This is a genomic window from Nocardia fodinahabitans (assembly GCF_052983615.1).
On the sequence record NZ_JBRJJC010000001.1, the window covers coordinates 4498789 to 4518418 of the forward strand.

20 protein-coding genes are annotated in these 19630 nt (G+C 70.4%); 18 read left to right on the forward strand and 2 right to left on the reverse strand.

Going from position 1 to position 19630, the window contains the following annotated elements; translation table 11 throughout:
* Positions 1-82 precede the first annotated feature (82 nt).
* The 15 genes from NV348_RS20865 (at position 83) to NV348_RS20935 (ending at position 11298) form a co-directional block, all read left to right on the forward strand.
* Positions 83-952, forward strand: coding sequence for a toxin-antitoxin system YwqK family antitoxin (locus NV348_RS20865; protein WP_447148395.1), 870 nt, complete (start codon positions 83-85; stop codon positions 950-952).
* Complete coding sequence (locus tag NV348_RS20870; protein WP_447148396.1) at positions 949-2160, forward strand: hypothetical protein; 1212 nt, start codon at positions 949-951, stop codon at positions 2158-2160. The genes NV348_RS20865 and NV348_RS20870 overlap by 4 nt, the downstream gene beginning before the upstream one ends.
* Entirely contained in the window at positions 2150-2869 is a 720-nt protein-coding gene (locus tag NV348_RS20875) for a toxin-antitoxin system YwqK family antitoxin (RefSeq protein WP_447148397.1), read from the forward strand. Before NV348_RS20870 ends, NV348_RS20875 begins: the two co-directional genes overlap by 11 nt.
* 19 nt (positions 2870-2888) lie before the next feature.
* Positions 2889-3269, forward strand: a complete 381-nt coding sequence (locus NV348_RS20880; RefSeq protein ID WP_447148398.1) for a hypothetical protein — start codon at positions 2889-2891, stop codon at positions 3267-3269.
* Between the two features lie 132 nt (positions 3270-3401).
* Positions 3402-5300 carry a hypothetical protein gene (locus tag NV348_RS20885; RefSeq protein WP_447148399.1) on the forward strand — a complete coding sequence of 633 codons (1899 nt, stop codon included), beginning with the start codon at positions 3402-3404 and terminating at the stop codon, positions 5298-5300.
* Complete coding sequence (locus NV348_RS20890; protein ID WP_447148400.1) at positions 5297-6079, forward strand: ESX secretion-associated protein EspG; 783 nt, start codon at positions 5297-5299, stop codon at positions 6077-6079. The genes NV348_RS20885 and NV348_RS20890 overlap by 4 nt, the downstream gene beginning before the upstream one ends.
* A 9-nt stretch (positions 6080-6088) precedes the next feature.
* Positions 6089-6421, forward strand: a complete 333-nt coding sequence (locus NV348_RS20895; RefSeq protein ID WP_447148401.1) for a hypothetical protein — start codon at positions 6089-6091, stop codon at positions 6419-6421.
* 28 nt (positions 6422-6449) lie between these two features.
* On the forward strand, positions 6450-6746 hold the full coding sequence (locus NV348_RS20900; protein ID WP_447148402.1) for a YbaB/EbfC family nucleoid-associated protein: 297 nt from the start codon (positions 6450-6452) through the stop codon (positions 6744-6746).
* Between the two features lie 102 nt (positions 6747-6848).
* Positions 6849-7160, forward strand: a complete 312-nt coding sequence (locus NV348_RS20905) for a type VII secretion target (protein ID WP_447148403.1) — start codon at positions 6849-6851, stop codon at positions 7158-7160.
* A 17-nt stretch (positions 7161-7177) separates the two neighbouring features.
* Positions 7178-8500 carry a hypothetical protein gene (locus NV348_RS20910; RefSeq protein WP_447148404.1) on the forward strand — a complete coding sequence of 441 codons (1323 nt, stop codon included), beginning with the start codon at positions 7178-7180 and terminating at the stop codon, positions 8498-8500.
* Positions 8501-8528: 28 nt separating this feature from the next.
* Positions 8529-8831 carry a PE family protein gene (locus NV348_RS20915; protein WP_447148405.1) on the forward strand — a complete coding sequence of 101 codons (303 nt, stop codon included), beginning with the start codon at positions 8529-8531 and terminating at the stop codon, positions 8829-8831.
* Positions 8831-9817, forward strand: coding sequence for a PPE domain-containing protein (locus tag NV348_RS20920; RefSeq protein WP_447148406.1), 987 nt, complete (start codon positions 8831-8833; stop codon positions 9815-9817). Before NV348_RS20915 ends, NV348_RS20920 begins: the two co-directional genes overlap by 1 nt.
* Positions 9814-10605, forward strand: coding sequence for an ESX secretion-associated protein EspG (locus NV348_RS20925; protein ID WP_447148407.1), 792 nt, complete (start codon positions 9814-9816; stop codon positions 10603-10605). Before NV348_RS20920 ends, NV348_RS20925 begins: the two co-directional genes overlap by 4 nt.
* Positions 10606-10644: 39 nt before the next feature.
* Positions 10645-10980: a WXG100 family type VII secretion target gene (locus tag NV348_RS20930; RefSeq protein WP_447148408.1), complete on the forward strand. Its 336-nt coding sequence runs from the start codon at positions 10645-10647 to the stop codon at positions 10978-10980.
* 18 nt (positions 10981-10998) lie between these two features.
* Positions 10999-11298 carry a type VII secretion protein EsxR gene (locus NV348_RS20935; RefSeq protein WP_447148409.1) on the forward strand — a complete coding sequence of 100 codons (300 nt, stop codon included), beginning with the start codon at positions 10999-11001 and terminating at the stop codon, positions 11296-11298.
* 64 nt (positions 11299-11362) lie between these two features.
* Here NV348_RS20935 and eccE read toward each other — a convergent pair whose 3' ends face one another.
* Complete coding sequence (eccE, locus tag NV348_RS20940) at positions 11363-13111, reverse strand: type VII secretion protein EccE (protein ID WP_447148410.1); 1749 nt, start codon at positions 13109-13111, stop codon at positions 11363-11365.
* 74 nt (positions 13112-13185) lie between these two features.
* Here eccE and eccB point away from each other — a divergent pair, with 74 nt between their 5' ends.
* Positions 13186-14673, forward strand: a complete 1488-nt coding sequence (gene eccB, locus NV348_RS20945) for a type VII secretion protein EccB (protein ID WP_447148411.1) — start codon at positions 13186-13188, stop codon at positions 14671-14673.
* A 2-nt stretch (positions 14674-14675) separates the two neighbouring features.
* Here eccB and eccA read toward each other — a convergent pair whose 3' ends face one another.
* On the reverse strand, positions 14676-16520 hold the full coding sequence (eccA, locus tag NV348_RS20950) for a type VII secretion AAA-ATPase EccA (RefSeq protein WP_447148412.1): 1845 nt from the start codon (positions 16518-16520) through the stop codon (positions 14676-14678).
* A 233-nt stretch (positions 16521-16753) separates the two neighbouring features.
* Here eccA and eccD point away from each other — a divergent pair, with 233 nt between their 5' ends.
* Both eccD and mycP read left to right on the forward strand, forming a co-directional pair.
* Complete coding sequence (gene eccD / locus NV348_RS20955) at positions 16754-18241, forward strand: type VII secretion integral membrane protein EccD (RefSeq protein ID WP_447148413.1); 1488 nt, start codon at positions 16754-16756, stop codon at positions 18239-18241.
* Positions 18238-19629 carry a type VII secretion-associated serine protease mycosin gene (gene mycP, locus NV348_RS20960; protein ID WP_447148414.1) on the forward strand — a complete coding sequence of 464 codons (1392 nt, stop codon included), beginning with the start codon at positions 18238-18240 and terminating at the stop codon, positions 19627-19629. The genes eccD and mycP overlap by 4 nt, the downstream gene beginning before the upstream one ends.
* Position 19630 lies beyond the last annotated feature (1 nt).

Sequence of the window (19630 nt, forward strand, 5' to 3'; positions counted from 1 at the left end):
GGCTGGTACCCGGACGGCGCCGACCGGTACTCCGGGGGGGTACGCCCACGGCCGACCGGTCGGGACGTGGAAACACTGGGCCGTGGACGGACAGCTGATCCAGGAGGACGAGTTCGATCGCAGCGGCGGTCTGCACACCCGGAAACGGTGGGACGGCACCGGCGCGCTGCTCGCGGACATCGATGCGGCCGCGCTCGCGAAGCCGATCCGCGCGGACGCGGTCGATGTCGACGACGAGGAGCTGGAGTCCGATCCCGCGACGGGCGAGCGTCGATACCGTGGCGCGCCCTTCACCGGTCAGACCGTCGAGTATTTCTATCCGGGCGGCCCCATCGTCCAGCTGACCTGGTACGTGGACGGTTTCGCCGACGGTCCCGATCTGTCCTGGCACGGCGACGGCGCCCGGCAGTTCGCGGGCACGGCCGCGGCCGGCCGCCCGATCGGGCTGTGGCTGCACTGGTACCCCGACGGCGCGCCGCTGCGCGAGAACGTGTTCAACGGCAACAGCGTCCTCATGCTGCGCCAGGAATGGGACGAGAACGGCACGCGCACCGGGCACACCAGCGACCTGCCGGTCCCCGCCGACGACCTCGTCACCTTCGAGGCCGGCGACGCCGAACTCGCGCGCGACGCCACGACGGGCCGCTGGGATCACCGAGGCGAGCCGTTCACCGGGCGGCTGATCGAGCGCACCGGCGACGCCGTCGAAACCCAGGATTACCGCATCGGTTTCCCTCAGGGCCTGTTCGTCCGCTCGGAGGCCGGGCACGTCCGGCGCAAGGGTGTGCGCACGCCGACCGGCCCGATCGGCGCCTGGTACGAGTGGTTTCCGGACGGGCGGATCCGGCAGGAGGACAGCTACGACCTGTCCCACCGCCTGCTGCTGAGCAGACGGTTCGACGAGCTCGGCGTGCGCATCCCCGCGTCGGACAAGGAGGACGACGCACCGTGACCGATCCCGATGTGAGCTTCACCCTCACCACCGCCAGGCCCCTCGCGGCGGCGCGCACCACCGACGATGTCGCCGAGCGCGCCACCGCGCTCAGCCATCGGATCGCCCGCGAGATCGCCAAGATCGGCCCGCCCGGCTGGACCAAGGTCGAGGCGAGTTTCGCCATGACGGCGGCGGCCGAGATCACCCTGGTCGTCTTCGGCGATGCCGACGATCGCATCGCCCGGGTGTTCCCGACCGACGCGATCCTCGGCCTGCTGCGCGAACACCGGCACCTCTCGGCCACTTTCGGCGACGGGCCGTGGTGGCGCTATCTGCTGTCGATGACCAGCGAGGGCAGGCTCGAGGTCGACTACGACTACGGCGACGATCCGTTCCCGGACGATCAGCTGTTCCCGCCCGCGGTGTACCGCACCGATATCGAGATCTATCCGCGCGACCGGCTGCCGGTCTGGCTGGCCGCCTACATCGGACACGACGATCGGCAGTTGCGCAGTCCGCAGCGCGCGGGTGAGCAGGTCCGCGCCGATGTCGCCGCCGGGCGGGTGGCGTCGAGTTCGGCGCCGGACGTGGAGTTTCCAGCCCCCGAGCCGATGACCCGACGCTGGGCGCTGATCGCGGCGGCGTTCGTGGCGATCGAATCCGAATGGGGGCCGCGGACGGCGCCCGCGTTCTGCGTCTTCGAGGGATCGGGCCGCAGCGGGTCGACCTTGTGTCTGCTGCCCGGCGACCGCGCGGTGCTCTCCGGCGGGGTGTGGAACGCGCCGGAACTCGACGCTGCCTACAACGGCGGTGCCGCGCTGCCGCCGCTGTATCGCGGTGCGCCGGTCTGGGTCGCCGATTCGGTGCTGAATCGCCGTGCCGCCAACGGATTGCTCACCTTCTGCTACTGGTGGGAAAGCGGGCGCTGGCACCGTGGTGACTCGCCGGGAGCCGACGATCTCGCCGCGGCCGTGCCCGGCATGTGGTCGACCGAGACGGTCGTCGACCTGGTCGCGGGTCTGCTCGGCGAGCACGCCTCGGCCGCCCAGCGGTCGGCGGTCGAGCCGCTGGTCCGCGCCGCCGAGCAGGGTACGGTAGCCAGGGAACAGCTGACCGCGGTGTTCCCAGGCGACGGATTCGACCTCGACGGCGCCTGGTTCCAGCTGACGGTCGCCGGCGCGACCGCCGAGCACCGTGCGAGTGGAGCGGATTCCCATGAGCGATGACTTCATCGAGTCCGACGATCCGGAACTGGCGATCGATGCCGAGACCCACCGCGCGACCTACCGGGGCGAACCCCTGACCGGATTGGTGTCGAAGACGCTGCCGGACGGCTCGATGGTCGAGCTCCACGGCTACGACGACGGCGACCGCTCCGGCATGTGGACCGGCTGGTACCCCGACGGCGGCGAGCGGTACGAGGGATTGTTCTCCCGCAACCATCCGATCGACGAGTGGCGCGAGTGGCATCCGGACGGCACCAAGGCGGTCGAGGACATCTACGACAGCGACGGCCGGCGCCTGTCGCATATCCGCTGGGACGAGTCGGGACAGCAGGTCGAGCGCGTCGACGAGCGCACGATCAAGGGGATCGATGCCGACGCGATCGAACAATCCGCGCCCGAGGTGACCGTGGATCCGGCCAGCAGCACACTCCGGTACGCGGGCAGGCCCTATTCGGGTCAGGTCGTCACCCGGCTGGACGCCGAAGACGAGCGGAGTCCGATCACCCGGGTGACCCGCTATCTGGACGGGCTGCCCCACGGCCCCGAGATTTCCTGGTATCCGGACGGAACCACCAGAAGCACCGGGCAATTCGCCGAGGGTCGTGCGGTCGGGACCTGGCTGGACCGGCGGCCCGACGGAACCCCCGAGCGTCGCGTCGAATTCTCCGACGCGGGCAAGGTCGTCTCGGTCGAGAACCTGGAGAAATGACGAAAACGAGGACAACGACGTGGAATTGAAGCCGGTGGCGATGTATCGGGAGCTCTACGCGGGCGAACGCGACGAGCTGCCGTCGATTCAGGGCGCGGAGGCCACCGTCATCGAGCCCGATCGCGCTGCGATCGTGGAGTACATGCGCAAATCCGCGCGGGGCCTGGACGTGCTGGAATCGGTGCCCGACCTGTTCGAGCCGGGGGTCTTCATCGAGGGCGGACCGTCACTGCACACCGACGGCACCTGGATCTGGCGGACCGACTCGCTGCGGTACGTGATCCGACAGCAGTTGACCCTGCCGGTCGAGTTCGTGGAGTTCGTGCGGGCAGCCGACTACACGCCCGCTGCCGTCGAGCGGACCGATGAGTTCCGCGCCGCCGTGCGTTCGTGGTGGTGAGCGACTGTTTTGACCGCCGCGCAACCTGCGAGTTCGTTTGTGTACATATCGAATTCACGTTCCCGAACGTAGAATCGTGCGCGAGCCGAACGATTCGGTGGTGATCTGGTACGAACGGGGAGGCTTGCCTACATGACACCGACACCATCCGCGGCGCAACAATGGTCCGGCCTGAGTTCGGCCGCGTCCAATGGACAGCTGTATATCGCGCCGACCGCGCTGAGCGACCTGGTGCACGCCGCGAACGACGCGCGGATCCAGGTCAATTCGGTGAAGAAGGAACTGCACCTCGTCAGCAAGCTGGCGGCGTTCGCGAAGGTGCTGCCCTCCGCCGCCGCGCTGGCCGCCCAGTTCTCGGCCAAGGGTGACGAACTGCGCGGTATCCTGACCGCGCACGAGGGCATTCTCGACGACATCGGCACCACCTTCATGCAGGCGGGTAGCCACTACAAGGGCAACGACTCGCTCAGCAAGAGCGACCTGGCCGCGCTGCGCACCTCGATCAACGACAGCAAGTCCAAGACCCACGGTCTGAGCGCTCACGAGGGGCCTGCGGGAATGCGCAAGGGCGGCGGCGCCGATCCGAACAACGAGCACCCGGACGCCATCATTCCCGGCCTGCTCGCGCCCAAGAACGCCGCGCCGATCGACGGCGGCTCCCGCTACTCCGTGCCCTACTTCCCGCAGGGTCGCAACGACGGTCGCGACAGCGGCAACTGGGGTCTGCCCGCCGCGCTCGTGCAGGCGGAGAAATCGTCGTTCGACGGTGGCAAGGTGCACGCGGAGGATCCGGGGGGCTACACCTATGAGCAGTTCGTCGACATCCGCGACTCGATCCTGCAGGCCAACACCCCGAAGGCGGTCGCCCAGGCCGCCACGGACTGGCGCTGGCTGGCCCGGAACCTGAACACCGCCTTCGGTGACCTGAACAACAAGGTGGTCGCGAGCAAGCAGCACTGGACCAGTCCGGGCGGCGGCAGCGGTGGCGCGGATCGCGCCCAGTCGGCGATGGGCAGCTACAAGGACGGCAACGACACGCTGGTCCTGCGGATGAATCTGATCGGCGAGGCCCTCGAATACGCCTCGGAATGGTTGTATTCGACCGGGTGGGACCTGCAGCAGGCGCTGGTCGTGAACGGGGCGAGCCCCTACGTCGTGACCGTCACCCAGGCGCAGAAGGACGAGATGACCAAGGCCGCGGCCGGGGTGATGCGGATGATCTACGTGCCCGGTGTCAACGCCACCACCGGGGCCATCGCCCAGCTGCCCGACCCGAAGCCGGTGACCACCGGCGACACCGGGGGAAACAACAACAACGGCGGGAACAACGGTGGTGGCGGCGGCAACAACGGCGGCGGCAGCGGGCAGTCCGCCGGGCAGCTGAGCTCGGCGCTGCAGAAGTTGCAGCAGCAGAATCGCGACCTGCAGAAGCAGAACGACAAGCTGAAGGACGCGGACAAGAACGGCGGCAAGGACCAGAACGGCACGCAGAACGGCAACAACCAGAACGGCAGCAACCAGAACTCCAGCTCGTCCAGCGATCCGAGTTCGGCCATCCAGTCGGGACTCTCGGCGGCGCAGCAGGCACTCGAATCCGCGCTGGGCTCGGGTAGCGACAGCGCCAACTCGGCACTGTCGGGGCTGTCCGGGCTCAGCGGTTTGTCGGCGCAGGATCTCAAAGACGCCGCCGCCAAGAAGACCGCGGCCGCGGGCAAGGGCGGTGGCGGCGCGGGCGGCGGCAGCGGTGCCGGTGCCGCCGGGAAGGGCGCGGGCCAGAACCTGAACGCCTCCAAGCTCTTTCCGCGTGCCTCGGCGGCGGTCCCCGCGGTCGACCTGGGCGCGCGGGCCGGGCTCGCCTCGTCGGCGTCCTCGGGGATGCCCATGGGTGGTATGCCGATGGGTGGCGCGGGCGCCGGTGGCGGTCAGCAGCAGAAGGAACACAAGCGCGCCGACTACCTCGACTCGGTGGAGCACCTGGAAGAAGCGCTCGGTGACGCGCCGATCGTCGCGAAACCGGTCGTGGAACAGTGATCGCGAGCTGGGAGTTCACCGGTCTCGAGTTCGACGCGATGTGGGACGGGCTCAACGAGACGAGCATGCCGGCGCCGTTCATCTACCGGTGCCCGCCACAGACCTTCGAGGAAGGCGATTTCCGGCGCAGGCAGGCGTGGACCGAGATAAAACAGCGCTGGGGCCGTGACCTCGACGACCTGATCGATGTGCTCGTGCAGCCCGACATCCGGGTGGTCGTGCGCGGCTACGGCGGCGGCGACGCCGAGACCGATCCCGCGCTCTCGGTGCGTGTGCTCGCGGTCCGTAAAGGCGATACCGGCTACGTGGTGCGGCAGCGGCCGGGCGAAACCATCTACGACGCCGAAGGGTTCGTCGTCACCCAGCACGACGCGCTGAGTCTCGGTGACGTGGTCGCGGGTCAATTGCCCGAGGCCGACGGTGGCCGGGAGCGCGAGATCGAGCTGGCCGAGCAGGCCGAGGCCGACTTCGACTACTCCTACGGTCGTTCGCTCGTGCAGCACTACGACGACGAGGTCGCCGTGCGCGCCGGTGCGTTCCGCAAGGCCGCCACCACCCGCGAAGGCACCATCGATATCGAACAGGGCTGGTCGCGGTTCGGGCCGCGCGGGGTGGTCCGGCTACAGCTCGGCTGGCGCGATCTCGTCGACGACGGGCGCTACCTGGTGGTGCCGGGGACGCCGTCGGTCGCCGTCGGCGCGGACAAACGACGCGTGACGAGCCTGATCAACACTCAGATCGCCGAAGTTGTCAGAGCCATCAGGGATGATCGGGCGTAGGAGGGGAAGATGGACGAATTTCCGACCGAGTTCACCGCGTCCTCGCTGACCGGGACCATCGAGGTGCGCACCACCGAGCAGGGGCTGCCGATCGGTATTACCGTGGATCCGGCGGAACTGCAGCGTGATCCGTCGGCGCTGGCCGCGGAGGTGTTGCGGTTGTGTCAGAAGTCAGCCAAGCGGGCCGGGCTGGCGCGGCGCAATCAGCTGGCGGCGGCCGGGTTCGACGAGCGGCTGCTGGCCGCGACCGGGCTGCCGACCGAGGCCGAGGTCGCCGCGGCGGAGATCGTCGAGGAACAGGACTACGACACCGAGCCGCAGAGCTGGCTACGGTCCGTCTGAGGCGCGGACGCGACGGGAGGGGATCGACATGGTCGACACGATGGACGAGCTGATCGCCCGGGTGCAGGGTCAGCTCTACCGGCTGCAGGATCTGCAGGAGGCGACGGCGGGTATCCGGGTCGAGGAGACCTCGTCCGACGGCGCGGTGACGGTGGTCGTCGACGGTGCCGGCGCGCTGGTCGGATTGGACTTCTCCGGCGCGGTGCGGTCGATGAGCCCGGCCGAATTCGAGCGGGTGCTGGTGCAGACGGCACACGCCGCGGTGTACCGCGCGTTCGCCGAGCGGGGTGCGCTGGTGACGGCGTTCAACGAGTCCGGCACGTGAGATTCAACTGAACTTCATCCCGGCGACGCATGGCGCCGACCGGATTCGGGTAGATAAAGTAACGAAACACCATGCACTGTTTCGAGATTGGACACTGAAACCATGAATCACGTTGCGGTAGTTCCCGAAGCAGTTCGCGCCTACGCCGGCGCGTCGGCCACGATGGCGGCCGGGGTCGCCCAGGCGGGCGCGGTCGATCAGGCGGCCACCATGGGCGCGGTCGTGCCGGTGTTCGGCCTGATCGGGCAGGAATTCCTGGTCTCGTTCGCCTACGCGCAGGCCAACCACCTGAGCTCGGTCGCCGAACTGGCCGCCGTGCACGCGGGCACCGCGGTGACCGCGATGGAAGCGGCGTCGACCTACGAGGGGGCCGACGCCGCCGCCAAGCTCGGTATCGGCTCGGTCACGCGATAGCCATGACCATTCCGGGGGTGACTTCCACCGGCGGCGCGGTGCCGCTGGATCCGACTGTGCTGGAACTGCTTCGCGGCAGCTCGCTGGCGCCGATGCTGGATCAGCCGGTGAGCACGGTGCTGGGATCGCTGGGGTTGCCGCAGTTGCCGCAGCTGCCCCAGTTCGTGCAGCTGCCGGAACTGCCGCCGCTGCCGACCATCGACCTGACCGCGCTGATGCAGCCGCTGACCGAACTGGCCTCGGCATTCGGTACCGGGCAGCTCGGTTCGACCAGCTCGGATGGCACGTCGACCAACCCGGCCGACGTGCTGTCGAATATCAGCTCGGGGCTGCAGACCGCCATGTCGCTCGGATCGCAGGCGCTGACCACGGTGATGTCGCTGTGGCAGAGCATGGCGGCGACCCAGGCCACCGAGAAGGCGGCCGCCGCGCAGTCCGACGGTGCCGAACTGGCGCAGCAGAGTACGTCGGAGAAGGCCGTGCTGGTCAATGCCGCCGGCAGTGTCGCGCTCGGCGGGGCGAAGCTCTCGGCCGTGATGGCCAGATACTCGGCGACGCTGGCGCTGGCGCCGCTCTACGCGGCGACACCGGTCGGCCAGGCGGCGCTGGTCGCGGCGACCGTCGAGGCCATCACCGAGGGGCTGGCGATCACCGCCGAGACCAAGGTCCAGCTCGTCGGCCACAGCGCGGAGATGACTCAGGCGGGGCAGAAGGTCGACGTGACCAACGCCCCGACGGGTGTGAACTCGTCGAGCTCGGACACCCTCACCCAGCTGATGAGCATGATCACCCCGCTGATCAGCACCGTCAGCACGGTCACCGAATCGCTGACGTCGCTGGCCGCGCAGACGAGTTCGCTGTCGAGCACGAACACCCAGACCGCCGCGCCGATCGCCGGTGAGCTGTCGACCGGCGAGGACGCCCTGACTGCGGCGAGCGGTGGCGGACTGGCGGCGGCGGGCGGGATCGGCGCTGTCGCGGCCGGACTCGGCGGCGGGGCGAGCACCTCGACCCCGCTGAGCCCGTGGCAGGGGCGGGGCGCGGTGTCGAGCGCGGGCGCCGTCGGCGGTGCGGGCTCGGCCGGGCAGTCGTCGTCGGAGAGCACTGTCGCCACCACCGGTTCGGCCCCCGGCTACATGCCGATGGGCGCGGGCGGTGCGGGCCTGGCCCGGCCGGTGGACGGCGGTGGCGAGGCGGTGCACAGCAACCTGGTCACCGGGCAGCACGGCGACGAGGTCGTCGGTCAGCTCGAGGGCGTCTCGGCGCCGGTGGTCGGCGCAGCGGCGCAGCCGATGGCCGCGGCTTCCGAGGTGCCGCCGGACAAAGAACTCAGCTTGTGACCCAGATTCGGACCCCACAGGAGCAGCCATGAGCAACACCTTCGAATTCGACGCCATTGCGGCAAGCCAGGCCGCGAGCTCGCTCGACGCGCTCGTCGACCGGCTGACGACCGAACTGATCGCGGTCGCGCCCGCCCTGCACGTCGCGCCCGCCGGCGTCGACGAGGTGTCGGGCCGGGCCGCGCTCACGGCCAACGACGTCGCCGACGACTTCCTCACCAACACCGAGTCCGGTGTGCACGAGATGCGCAAGCTGGCCGCCGGATTGCGCGCGCAGGTCACCGCCTTCGATCAGATGGAGACCGATAACGCGGGCGGCTTCGGTAGCTGATGATCGAACCTCCGCAGCCCGGATTCACCGGCGTGGTGTGGGAGGCGCGTGAGCCCGAGCGGCTGGCCGCCGACCTCACCACCGGACCCGGCCCGATCCCGATGGCCGATGCGGCCGCGGCCTGGACGCGGCTGGCCGCGGCCCTCGGCGGCGCCGTGCTCGACTACGAGCAGGTCCTGCGGACGCTGCGCGGATCGTGGCAGTCCGGGCGCAGTGACGAAGTGTGGGAACGCATCTCGACCCTGCGGGACTGGCTGGTGGAGACCGCCGCCGCGGCCACGGCCAACGCCGCCAGGATGCAGGCGCAGGTGCTGGCCTACGAACTCGCGCAACGCGCGATGCCGGGGGCCGCCGACCTGGCCGCGATCAGCAGGATGCAGCAGGCCGTCGAGCAGGTGGGCGCGATGCTCGGTGCCCCGATCAAGGCCATCGCCGCCCAGACCGATGCCGATGCCGACGCGGCCACCGCCGTCGCGTCCCGGGTGATGCGCAGCTACGAGGCCGCCACCGAACCACTGGCCACCCCGTGGCTGCACTCCTCGGCACCGCCGATCGTGCCCGAAACCGCGCTGGCCGCCGAACAATCCGGTACCGCCACGGCGAGCGCCGCGGCGGCGAGTGCGGCAATGCCGGGCATCGGGATGATGGGCCCGATCGCGCTACCCGGTCTGCCCGCACCGGTGCAGACCGCCTACCGCGCCCCGATGTACGTGCAGTCGGCGACCGCCGCCGTCGCCGGGACCCCCACCTCCGCGGTGGCCACGCCCGCGGCGCAGACCGCGCCGGTGGTCCCCGGCGCGATGGCACACGGTGGCGGCGCGCAGGACGCGCCGCGCTTCCCGCGCGCCAGCCTGGCCTACGAGGAATCCGACCAGCTCGTCGCCGAGGGCGAGATCCAGGCGGCGCCCGCGGTACTCGGTGGCGCCGAACGCGCCGCGCCGCAGGCGGGCACCGCCTCGACCACCTCCTCGGGAGATCAGCAATGACCACCCTCACCAACGACGCGCTGCTGGCGGTCGCCGACCGGCTCGGTGTGCAGACCCTGCCGCTGGTCCTCGCAGTCGGTCCGCGACAGGACTCGTTCGACGAGTGGCAGGCCGCGCGCGACAGCGCGATCGCCGAGCTGTCGGCGCGCGGTCTCTTCGACGAATACGGCGACGTGGAGCCCGGCGTGGCCGACGCGCTGCACACGCTCGCCCAGCCCGACGCCGAGCTCGCCGCCCGTGCCTACTCCGCCGACGGCACCCGCCGGATCTGCCTGGCCCGGCGCGGCACCAGGCATGCCAGCGCGGTGCGCACCGGCGAGGACCTCGAGGTCGCCGTCAGCGGAATCGACGGCTCGGCACGCGAATTGGCCGCGCTGCTGCTCGCCGCCCTGCCCACCTGCGCCCCCGCCGAGGTCGCCCCCGCCAGTGTGGCGGCCGACGAACTCGCCCGGCGGCTGGACGCCGCGACCACGACCGCCGACTACGTGGACGCGATGTACGCGCTCGGCATCGACGCGCGCGACGCGACCGTGCTCGGGGCCGCCTTCGGCAGCTGCCACGGCTACACCGAGATCGTCGCGACCGTGCACCACGACGGGCTGACCACCCGGGCCCCCGGCGCGGTCGCCGTCTACGACACCGCGCGCGGCCGGATCGTCGTCGCGCCGATGACGGCGCCCGACGGCCGGGTGTGGTCCACCATCTCGCCGGGCACCGACCATCGGCTCTCCCAAGCCGTCGGTGCGCTCCTCGAGGGGCTACCCGGTGGGAGGTGGCTGCCCGATTAGCCACCTCCGTTCCACCCATCAAGAAGGAAAGGTTCGACAATGCCCCCTCAGGGACCAGTAGGTGTAGAAGCCGGCGGTATCGATAAGGTCGTCTCCAATCTCGAGACGACCATCGGCACCCTGCGCAAGTCCGTCCAGGAGATCGACGACGCCGCCCAGGCCGTGCTTCGCGGCTGGAAGGGTGACGCCTCCGACGAATTCGTCAAGGTCGCCGAAGCCTGGCACACCGAGGCCGAAGACCTCAACAAGCGCTTCGACGCGTTCACCCAGGCTGTGAACACCGGTAAGTCCACCATCGTGAACATGGACAGCCAGGGCCTGTCCGGCGGCGGCGCGTCCGCCCCCTCCGGTGGCTCGCACACCAACCTCGTCTAACGAAAAGGATCTACCCTCATGACTATTCTTTACGATCCCGCGGCGATGAACGAGCTGTTCAGCGACCTGCAGACCTACGGTGGCCAGATGAAGGGCCAGATCTCGGAGCTGGAGCAGGCCTCCACCGATTTCAAGACCAACCTGCAGGGTGAGAACGCGCAGGCGAACTTCCAGAAGGCCTACGACAACCTCGTGCACAACGACGGCCTGGACGACACCCTCGACAAGCTCGACAAGCTCGCCGCTCAGGTCGAGTCGGCGCTGCAGCGCGCCCTCGAGGCCGACGGCAAGGTCGGCGACGGCTTCGCCGACTTTTAAGCCGGACCGCCGAGAAGCGGGGCGGGACTTGTGCCTACGGGCACGGTGTCCCGCTCCGCTTCCGCTATCTGGCGGCCAGTGACTCGCCGATGTAGTGCATCTCGTCCGGCGTGGTCACCATGGTGACGGTCGCGCTGCCGGTGCTCGTGCGCACGGTGATGCGGTTGGGGGAGTACGGGTCCTGCACCAGGGTCACGTCCGGCTCGACCGCGTCGGAGTCGCGTTCGCTGGTACGGACCTCGACGATGGTCGCGCCGCCGAGGTGGGTGGTCGGTGCGATCCCGTCGTAGACCAGCACGGTCGTCGTCGGGTACGGCGCGGCCGGGACCGGGGGCGGGCCGGGCTGGGGCGCGGGCGTGGCGCCTGCGGCGCGCGGTGCGATCGAGAGCAGCTGCGGGGTCGCGAGATTGGCGACCATGGACTGCCACGCGTTGGGGCGGGTGGTGTGCACGACCGCGTGGGCGCCGAGGCCGGTGGCTCGCAGGACCACCTGCTGGGCCAGGTCCAGATTGCCGATGACATCCACGTGCCTGGTGCCCGCGCCGATCAGCGGGACGGCGATGCCCTGGCCGCGCTCGTCGGCACCGATGAGCTGCCCGCAACCGATGGTCGGCACGGCCAGGTCCGCGAGCGCGGTGAGCGTGCCACGGTAGCCGTCGCGGCCGGCGGGATCGTCGGTTGCGCCGATCGGCAGGGTGTCCAACAGGATTCGGCGCTGGCGGCCGGGCAGCTCACGCAGGCCGGGCAGCGGCGGTTCGGCGAGCTCGCCCGCGGAATCGAAGCGGACCACCGCGTTGAGGACGACGGTGCCGGTGCGATCGTCGCGGGGGGCGCCGGACCGCGCGCCGGGATGCAGCCGCAGGGTGACCGTGGTCGAGAGCGAGGGAGTGGACCAGATCGCGGCCAGCCCGCCGTTGCTGATCAGCGCAGCGGTGAGCTGGTAGTGGGTGAGGTGCCTGCCCTCGCCGGTGAGCTCGAGCGCGGATTCGGTCAGCGTGGCAGGGTCGAAGCCGTGCGTGAGCTGGCGGACCGCGCTGTTCATCTCGGTCGCCGTGAGGACCGAGACCTGGATGTCGCGGGCGGCCAGGCGATTGGCGATGCGGCGCGTCGCGATGATGACCGTGCGCAGCGCGCCCTTCGCGCCACCGCCCCGCTTGGCGACGGCGTCGGTGTTGCCCAGCGGGTCCAGGCGCAGCACCAGCCAGCAGGTGCGGTGGGCGACGGCGGGCAGCGGGCCGATGATCCGGTCGTAGAGATGGGCCGCCGCGCCGGTACCCGCGGTACGGGCGCCGGTGGCGATCACGTCGATGCTCACCAGCCGGATGTCGAACTGTTCCAGGCACTGGGCGATCTCGGTCAGCGGGAGCAGCTGGTCGGCGCTGAGCGCGCCGCTGCGCAGCAGGGTCAGGGTGTCCGGTGGCGGGTCGACGCGCAGCATTGTGAGCAGCAGGTCGCCGTCCCAGCGCACGCCGCAGCCGCCGCCCTCGGGGAGCGGCACATCGAAGGCGGGTGCGCGGTCGAGGGTCTCGGCGCGTTTGCCGGTGCGCCGCGAGAACCACTCGCCGAGCCGGATCGCGAGGCTGCGCCCGCGGATCGGGACCAGGCCGATCAGCAGGACGACCACCGCCGTCGCCGCTGCGCCGGGCACCGACCGCGACGCCGCGAGCACCGCCCAGGCCAGCACCGCGGACAGCACCGCGACGGGAACGCACGCGCGCAGCGGCAGGACGCGGAACAGCCAGAATTCCGGATCACGCAAGGTGTCGTAGACATTGTCGCCGGTGGTTCGCCCGGCGTTTACCCTGTTGTTCAAAACGCTTGTCCCTGTTCGGCGTACGAGATTTCGTCGGCACAGACGCCATCGCGGCTTACGGTACCGTGTCGACTGTGCCAGCACAGTTGACGACCAAGGCCCAGGTCAACGGTTATCGGTTCCTCCTGCGACGGCTCGATCACGCCTTGGTGCGACGCGACGTGCGGATGCTGCACGACCCCATGCGGTCGCAGAGCCGGTCGCTGTGGGTCGGTGCCGTGCTGGGCCTGCTGATCGTCGCGGGCGCGGCCATTCTGAGCTTTCTCAAGCCACAGGGTGCCATCGGCGATTCGCTGATCGTCACCGGCAAGCAGAGCGGTGCGATGTATGTGGTCGTGCAGGGCTCGGACGGCACCAAGACGCTGCATCCGGTGCTCAACCTCGCCTCCGCCCGGCTGATCGCGGGGTCGGCGGCGCAGCCGAATTCGGTGAAGGACAGCAAGCTTGGCTCGATGCCGCGCGGACCGCTGGTCGGCATCCCCGGCGCGCCCGCCGCGATGCCGGGCTCGGCGCAGGGCGCGGGCTCGGACTGGACGCTGTGCGAGTCGACCCAGCTCTCGATCACGGGCAGCGCGGCGGGCGCCACCGGCGGCACCACCACGGTCATTGTCGGTGCCCCCGCGCTCGGCGACCGGATCTCGGCCGCCGGCCGGGACGACGCCCTGCTGGTGCGCCGTGGCGACAAGACCTACCTGGTCTACAACGGCGTGCGCGCCGAGGTGGACCCGGCCAACTCGGTGATCGCCCGCACCCTCGATCTGTCCGGTCACCGGGCCCGCCCGATCGGGACCGGCTTCCTCGGCGCCACCACCCAGGTGCCCGCGCTGACCGTGCCGGTCGTCCCGGAGGCGGGCAAGCCGGGCCCGGGCAAGCTGTCGAATATCCCGGTCGGCGGCATCATCTCGGTGCCCGGCGCCAAGCAGTACGTGGTGCTCGCCGACGGCGTGCAGGAGGTCAGCCCGTTCACGGCGCTGCTGCTGCGCAACGCGGACTCGCACGGAATGCGCGATATCGCGGTCGTCCCGCCGGACGCGCTGGACCGCGTGCCGGTCCTGTCCACCCTGCCGATCGACGCCTTCCCGATCGAGAAGCCTCGCATCCTGTCCGCCGAGGACGCTCCGGTGGCCTGCGTCAACTGGTCGAAGAACCCGGGCACCGCCGCGACGGCGAACAAGTCTGTCGACGGACCCGCCGAGCGGGCGAAACTGACGCTGCTCACCGGTCTGCGCCTGCCGCTGGCCGATTCGGCCAAGGCGGTCACTCTGTCCACCGCCGACGGCACCGGCGACCGGATCGACGCGGTGTACCTGCCGCCGAGCTCGGGGGAGTACATCCAGGTCACCGGTACCGAGCCGGGGAGTCCGCGCCGCGAGTCGCTGTTCTACGTGGCCGACAACGGCATTCGCTACGGAGTGCCCGATGCCCAGACCGCGGCCACGCTCGGCCTGGGCGACAAGCCGCGACTGGCGCCGTGGGCGATCGTCGGTCAGCTCGTTCCCGGCCCGACCCTGTCGGTGAAAGATGCGCTCACCAGCTATGATTCGCTGCCCACCGGACGCTGAGGCTAGCGCAGCGACGCGGGCAGCTCGCCGACGTTGAGCGTGGCGAGGATGCCGCGCAACGCGATCCGCATGTCGGGTTCCTCGATGCGCATCAGGACGTCGTCGTCGACCTCCGACAGGTCCAGCTCTTCGTCGTTGGCCAGCCGGAACTCTCGTTCCTCCTCGGCCGCCTCGATCACATTGCGGATGAAACGGCCGTTGCCCGCCAGGTCGACACCGCGACGCGGCTGCCCGCTCTGGTCGGTGCTCTCGATGTCGTACAGGAACGAGCACGCCTCGATCAGGGCCGCGCCCGCCGCCTCGGACAGCTGCGAATCCCGTCCACCCGCGATGATCTGGCCGATCTGGCCGAGCTCGTCGGGCGTGTAGGACGGGAACTGCAGCCGCTTGGCGAAGCGCGAGGCCAGACCGTCGTTGGCGGCCAGCAGCCGGTCGATCTCGCCGTCGTAGCCGGCGATGATGACGACGAGCCGGTCGCGATCGTTCTCCATCCGGGCCAGCAGGGTGTCGACGGCCTCGCGGCCGAACGCGTCACCGCCGGACAGACCGGTCTGGATCAGCGTGTACGCCTCGTCGATGAACAGCACGCCGTCCATCGCGCTGTCGATCAGCTTCTCCGACTTGATCGCGGTGCCACCGAGGTTCTGGCTGACGAAGTCGACGCGCTTGGCCTCGACCACCTTGTCGGTCTTGAGCAGCCCGACACCGCAATAGATCTTGGCGACCACCCGCGCGATGGTCGTCTTGCCGGTTCCGGGCGGACCGGTGAAGGCCAGGTGCTGGCCACGGGACTGGCTCGACAGGCCCTTCTCCGCGCGGATCTTCGCCAGCTGTGCCGACGACTGCAGCTTGGCGACCTGGGTCTTCACCGAGGCGAGACCGACCTGACGGTCCAGCTCGGCCCGCGCCTGCGCCAGCACGTTCTTGGCGCGGTCCTCGGCTTCGGCCTCGTGCATCTGGGCCATCGTCGGCGCCGAGGCCGGATCCCACTTGTCGGTCCTGGCGTCGATCGACTCGCGGCTGGTCACCGTGATCCGGAAGGTGCGATCGCGCATGGCCGCGGTGTTCGCCGCGAAATCCGGTGACTGCGAATAGACCTGCTCGAACAGGGCCTGGGCTTCGCCGTCGCTGCCCATCTCGCGCAGGCACAGACCACGACTGTGCATGGCGTGCGCCCTGGCCAGCGGGATCGGGCCGGCCTCTGCCTGTTCCATCCGCCGCACCGCCTCGCCGAACAAGCCGAGCTGGGCGCAGGCGCTGCCGACCATCACGTGCGCGCCGGTCGCCAGGAACGGGTCGGTCCACTCGGCCGAGCCGGCCAGCACCGTCATCACGTCCGGCCAGCGCTGCGTGTTGTAGTGCAGGATGCCGCGGATATAGAGGCAGATCAGATTGTCGTGGGCACGGTCGGGGTCGTCGGCGCGGGCGCGGCGGATCTCGTCGAGCTTGTCGAGGGTCTGCTCGGCGGCGGCGTAGTCGCGATCGGTGATCAGCTGCGCGGCCCAGGCGAGCCAGACCTCGGTCAAACTCGACAGCGGGTAGCTGATGTAGAGGCCCGGCTCGAACTTGCCGGTGAGCGCACGCGGCGCGAGGCCGAGCCGACGCTGCTCCCGGCCCAGCGAATCCAGGCTCGTGCGTTGCAGATTGAACAGGACGTCCTTGGTCAGTTCCCCCGCGGCGGCCCGGCCGAGCCACGCGTCCGCCATCGACGGGTCCCACTCGGTCGCCCGCTGGAAGGCCAGTTTGGCGTACTCGAGGTCGCGGGCGGACTCCTGGCCCTCGATCGTCAATCCGAGCGACAACACGCCTGCGTCGAAAGCACGCTGGGCCTGGCGAATATCTGGCATGTGGTGTCGGACCCCGAAATCGTCGTCGGATGGAAAACTCGCGCTGACCGTTAGATTATGTAATCTCTGTGGGAGGTCGCAACGGAAGGCTCCAACGCGACCCATTGTTCATCCCCGGTGCGGAAGCTGTTCGCTCTCGGTGTCTTTCGCCGGGCCTGCGGATTTGGTACTGGTGGTGGCATGCGGAGTGAGCTCGTGGTCATGGAGGCAGTCCAAGTGGAGACGTCGAAACGGTGACTGAAGCGCACGCCGTCGCCGGCCCGCCCGGCAGCCGAGGGTCCGAGCCCGAACTGTGCCGGGTGTCGGTGATCGGCGGCGATACCCAGCTCGACATCGGACTGCCCGCCACCGTCCCGATCGCCGCCTTCATCGGCGACCTGGTGGCGCTGATCCGCTCCCGCGATCCACGGCACGCCGACGCCGACGACGACTCCGCGCCGGTACAGGCCCAGCACTGGACGCTGGCCCGCCTCGGCCGTGACCCGCTGGCGCCGAGCCGCACACTCACCGAGGCCGAAGTCCACGACGGTGAACTGCTCGTGCTGAGCCCGGTGTCGCGCAAGGAATCACCCGCGCTGTTCGACGATGTCATCGATGCGGTCTCCCGGCTCACCGCAGCTGAATTCCGCAGCTGGTCGGGGGCGGCGGCGCGCACGACCGGGCTGGTGCTCGGCACCGTCGCGGTGCTGGCCGCGCTCGTGCTGCTCGCGCTCTCGCGCTCCGGCGGTGACCCGCTGGCCCCGGCGTTCGCGCTGCTCGGCACCGGTATCGGCGCCATGGTCGCGGCGGGTATCGCGGCACGGCGCTACGCCGACCAGCGGACCGGCGTCTGGCTCGCGCTCGACGGGCTGCTGTTGCTGTTCGGCGGTGGCGCGCTGGTCGTCCCCGGCGGGCTCGGCGCGGCGAACGCGCTGCTCGGCGCGGTGGTGGTGCTGGTCGCCGCGGTGCTCGGCTATCGCCTGACCGCGGTCGGCGCGAGCCTGTTCGCCACGGCTGTCACGACGAGTGTGATTGCCGCCGTTGCTGCCTCGGTGTACCTGATCTGGCACCCCGGGCTGCCGAAGCTGTTCGCCGGTGTCCTGGTGGCGGCGCTGATCCTGCTGTCGTCGGTGCCGCGGCTGGCCGCGCTCGTCGCCCGGCTGCCGATTCCGCCGGTGCCGACCGCCGGTGGCGCGATCGACCCGGCCGATCACGAACAGCGGCCGACCATCGAGGGCATCGGCGCGATCGGTGCGGTCGCCCTGCCCTCGGCGGCCGGGCTCGGTGAGCGGGCGCGCATCGCCAACCAGGTCCAGACCGGCCTGATCGCGGCCGTGGCACTGGCCGCGGGGATCGGTGCCTTCGGCGCGGCCGACCCGTTCGGCCCGCTGCACAGCGGTGGGGTCGCGCTGGCGCTGGTGACCGCGGTCGTGCTGTGCCTGCGCGGCCGCTCCTTCGCCGATCTGGCCCAGGCCGCGATCATGATCGTCGCCGGCGCGCTGGTCGCGATCATCGTGGTCTGCGCGCTCGGCATCGGGCACAGCGCGTTCGAATTCACGGCCGCCGCACTGCTACTCGTCACCGCGGTCGCGGTGGTCGTGTTCGGGGTGATCGGGCCGCACCTGGAAGTGACGCCGGTGACCCGGCGCATGATCGAGATCTTCGAGTACCTGCTCATCATCGCGCTGATCCCGTTGGCGCTGTGGGTGATGGACGTGTATTCGATCGCCCGCAACCTATGAGCGTGCGGTACCGCGGCGCCCGGCTCACCGTCTCGGCGGCCCTGGTCGTGCTCGCCGCCGCCGCACCGGCGAACGCCATCGCCCCGCCCAAGATCGATCCGGGGGCGCTGGCCGTCGCCCAGGCGCTCAGCGGCAGGCCCGCACCGCTGGAGCCGACCGAACAGCGGGAGCTGTGCGCTGAGCCGGTGCTGCGTGGCGCCGCGCCGTCGGAGCCGCCGATCGCGCAGCGCGTACTCGACCTGCCCGCCGCCTGGCAGTTCAGCCGGGGTGCCGGGCAGAAGGTCGCGGTGATCGACACCGGGGTGAACCGGCATCCGCGGCTGCCCGCGCTACAGCCGGGCGGTGACTACGTCAGCGACTCCGACGGCACCGTCGACTGCGACGGCCATGGGACCCTGGTCGCGGGCATCATCGCAGCGCAACCCTCACCCGATGACGCCTTCGTCGGGGTGGCGCCGGAGGCGGAGATCCTCTCGATCCGCCAGCTCAGTCTCGCCTACGAACCCAAGGACCGCCGGGGTGACAAGCCACCGGGTGAGCTGCGCAGCGACGGCTACGGCAGCGTGCTCACCCTCGCCGGCGCGGTGGTCCGCGCGGTCGACATGGGCGCGACGGTCATCAACATCTCCGAAGTCGCCTGCACCCCCGCTGGTTCCGACACCGCCGACAGCACCCTGGGCGCGGCGGTGCAGTACGCCTACGAACGCAACGTCGTCGTGGTGGCGGCCGCGGGCAACGTGGAGACCGGCGGCAGCTGTGAGAACCAGAACGAAGGGTCGGGGTGGAGCGCGGTCACGACCGTGCCGACGCCGGCCTGGTTCACCCCGTACGTACTGTCGGTGGCGTCGGTCGACGCCGACGGCAAACCCTCCGCGCTGTCGCTGCACGGTCCGTGGATCGGCGCCGCGGCGATCGGGCGCAATATCGTTTCCCTCGACAGCAAGCCGGGCGGTACCGGGCTGGTCGACGGCGTGCAGACCAACGAGGGCACCCAACCGGTCGACGGCACCAGTTTCGCCGCGCCCTACGTCGCCGGCCTGGCCGCGTTGATCCGCTCCCGCTATCCCGAACTGACCGCGGCGCAGGTCATCGACCGGATCACCCGCACCGCGCACGCGCCGGGACGCGGCCGCGACGACGCGATCGGCGCCGGTCTGATCGACCCCCTCGCCGCACTGACCGCGGCCCTGCCCGACGCGCCGATCAGCGCGAACGCCGATCGCCCGCACGCGGTGGCCGCGCCGGTGCCGCCCGCGCGACCCGACCCCCGACCGGGCCGGGTCGCGGTGATCGGCTCACTCACCCTGCTCGCCGCACTCGGCATCGGTGCCGCGGCCGGCTACCCGTTCCGCGCCCGCAGGCACGACCCGAATCCCGAATTCGAGTAGA

What these genes read in the sequence shown, in the direction of transcription:
- NV348_RS20915 (WP_447148405.1), top strand. Translation starts at nt 8,529, where the DNA reads ATGAGCAACACCTTCGAATTCGACGCCATTGCGGCAAGCCAGGCCGCG.
- eccA (WP_447148412.1), bottom strand. Translation starts at nt 16,520, where the DNA reads ATGCCAGATATTCGCCAGGCCCAGCGTGCTTTCGACGCAGGCGTGTTG.
- NV348_RS20885 (WP_447148399.1), top strand. Translation starts at nt 3,402, where the DNA reads ATGACACCGACACCATCCGCGGCGCAACAATGGTCCGGCCTGAGTTCG.
- NV348_RS20895 (WP_447148401.1), top strand. Translation starts at nt 6,089, where the DNA reads ATGGACGAATTTCCGACCGAGTTCACCGCGTCCTCGCTGACCGGGACC.
- NV348_RS20930 (WP_447148408.1), top strand. Translation starts at nt 10,645, where the DNA reads ATGCCCCCTCAGGGACCAGTAGGTGTAGAAGCCGGCGGTATCGATAAG.
- NV348_RS20875 (WP_447148397.1), top strand. Translation starts at nt 2,150, where the DNA reads ATGAGCGATGACTTCATCGAGTCCGACGATCCGGAACTGGCGATCGAT.
- NV348_RS20920 (WP_447148406.1), top strand. Translation starts at nt 8,831, where the DNA reads ATGATCGAACCTCCGCAGCCCGGATTCACCGGCGTGGTGTGGGAGGCG.
- NV348_RS20900 (WP_447148402.1), top strand. Translation starts at nt 6,450, where the DNA reads ATGGTCGACACGATGGACGAGCTGATCGCCCGGGTGCAGGGTCAGCTC.
- NV348_RS20935 (WP_447148409.1), top strand. Translation starts at nt 10,999, where the DNA reads ATGACTATTCTTTACGATCCCGCGGCGATGAACGAGCTGTTCAGCGAC.
- NV348_RS20905 (WP_447148403.1), top strand. Translation starts at nt 6,849, where the DNA reads ATGAATCACGTTGCGGTAGTTCCCGAAGCAGTTCGCGCCTACGCCGGC.
- mycP (WP_447148414.1), top strand. Translation starts at nt 18,238, where the DNA reads ATGAGCGTGCGGTACCGCGGCGCCCGGCTCACCGTCTCGGCGGCCCTG.
- NV348_RS20925 (WP_447148407.1), top strand. Translation starts at nt 9,814, where the DNA reads ATGACCACCCTCACCAACGACGCGCTGCTGGCGGTCGCCGACCGGCTC.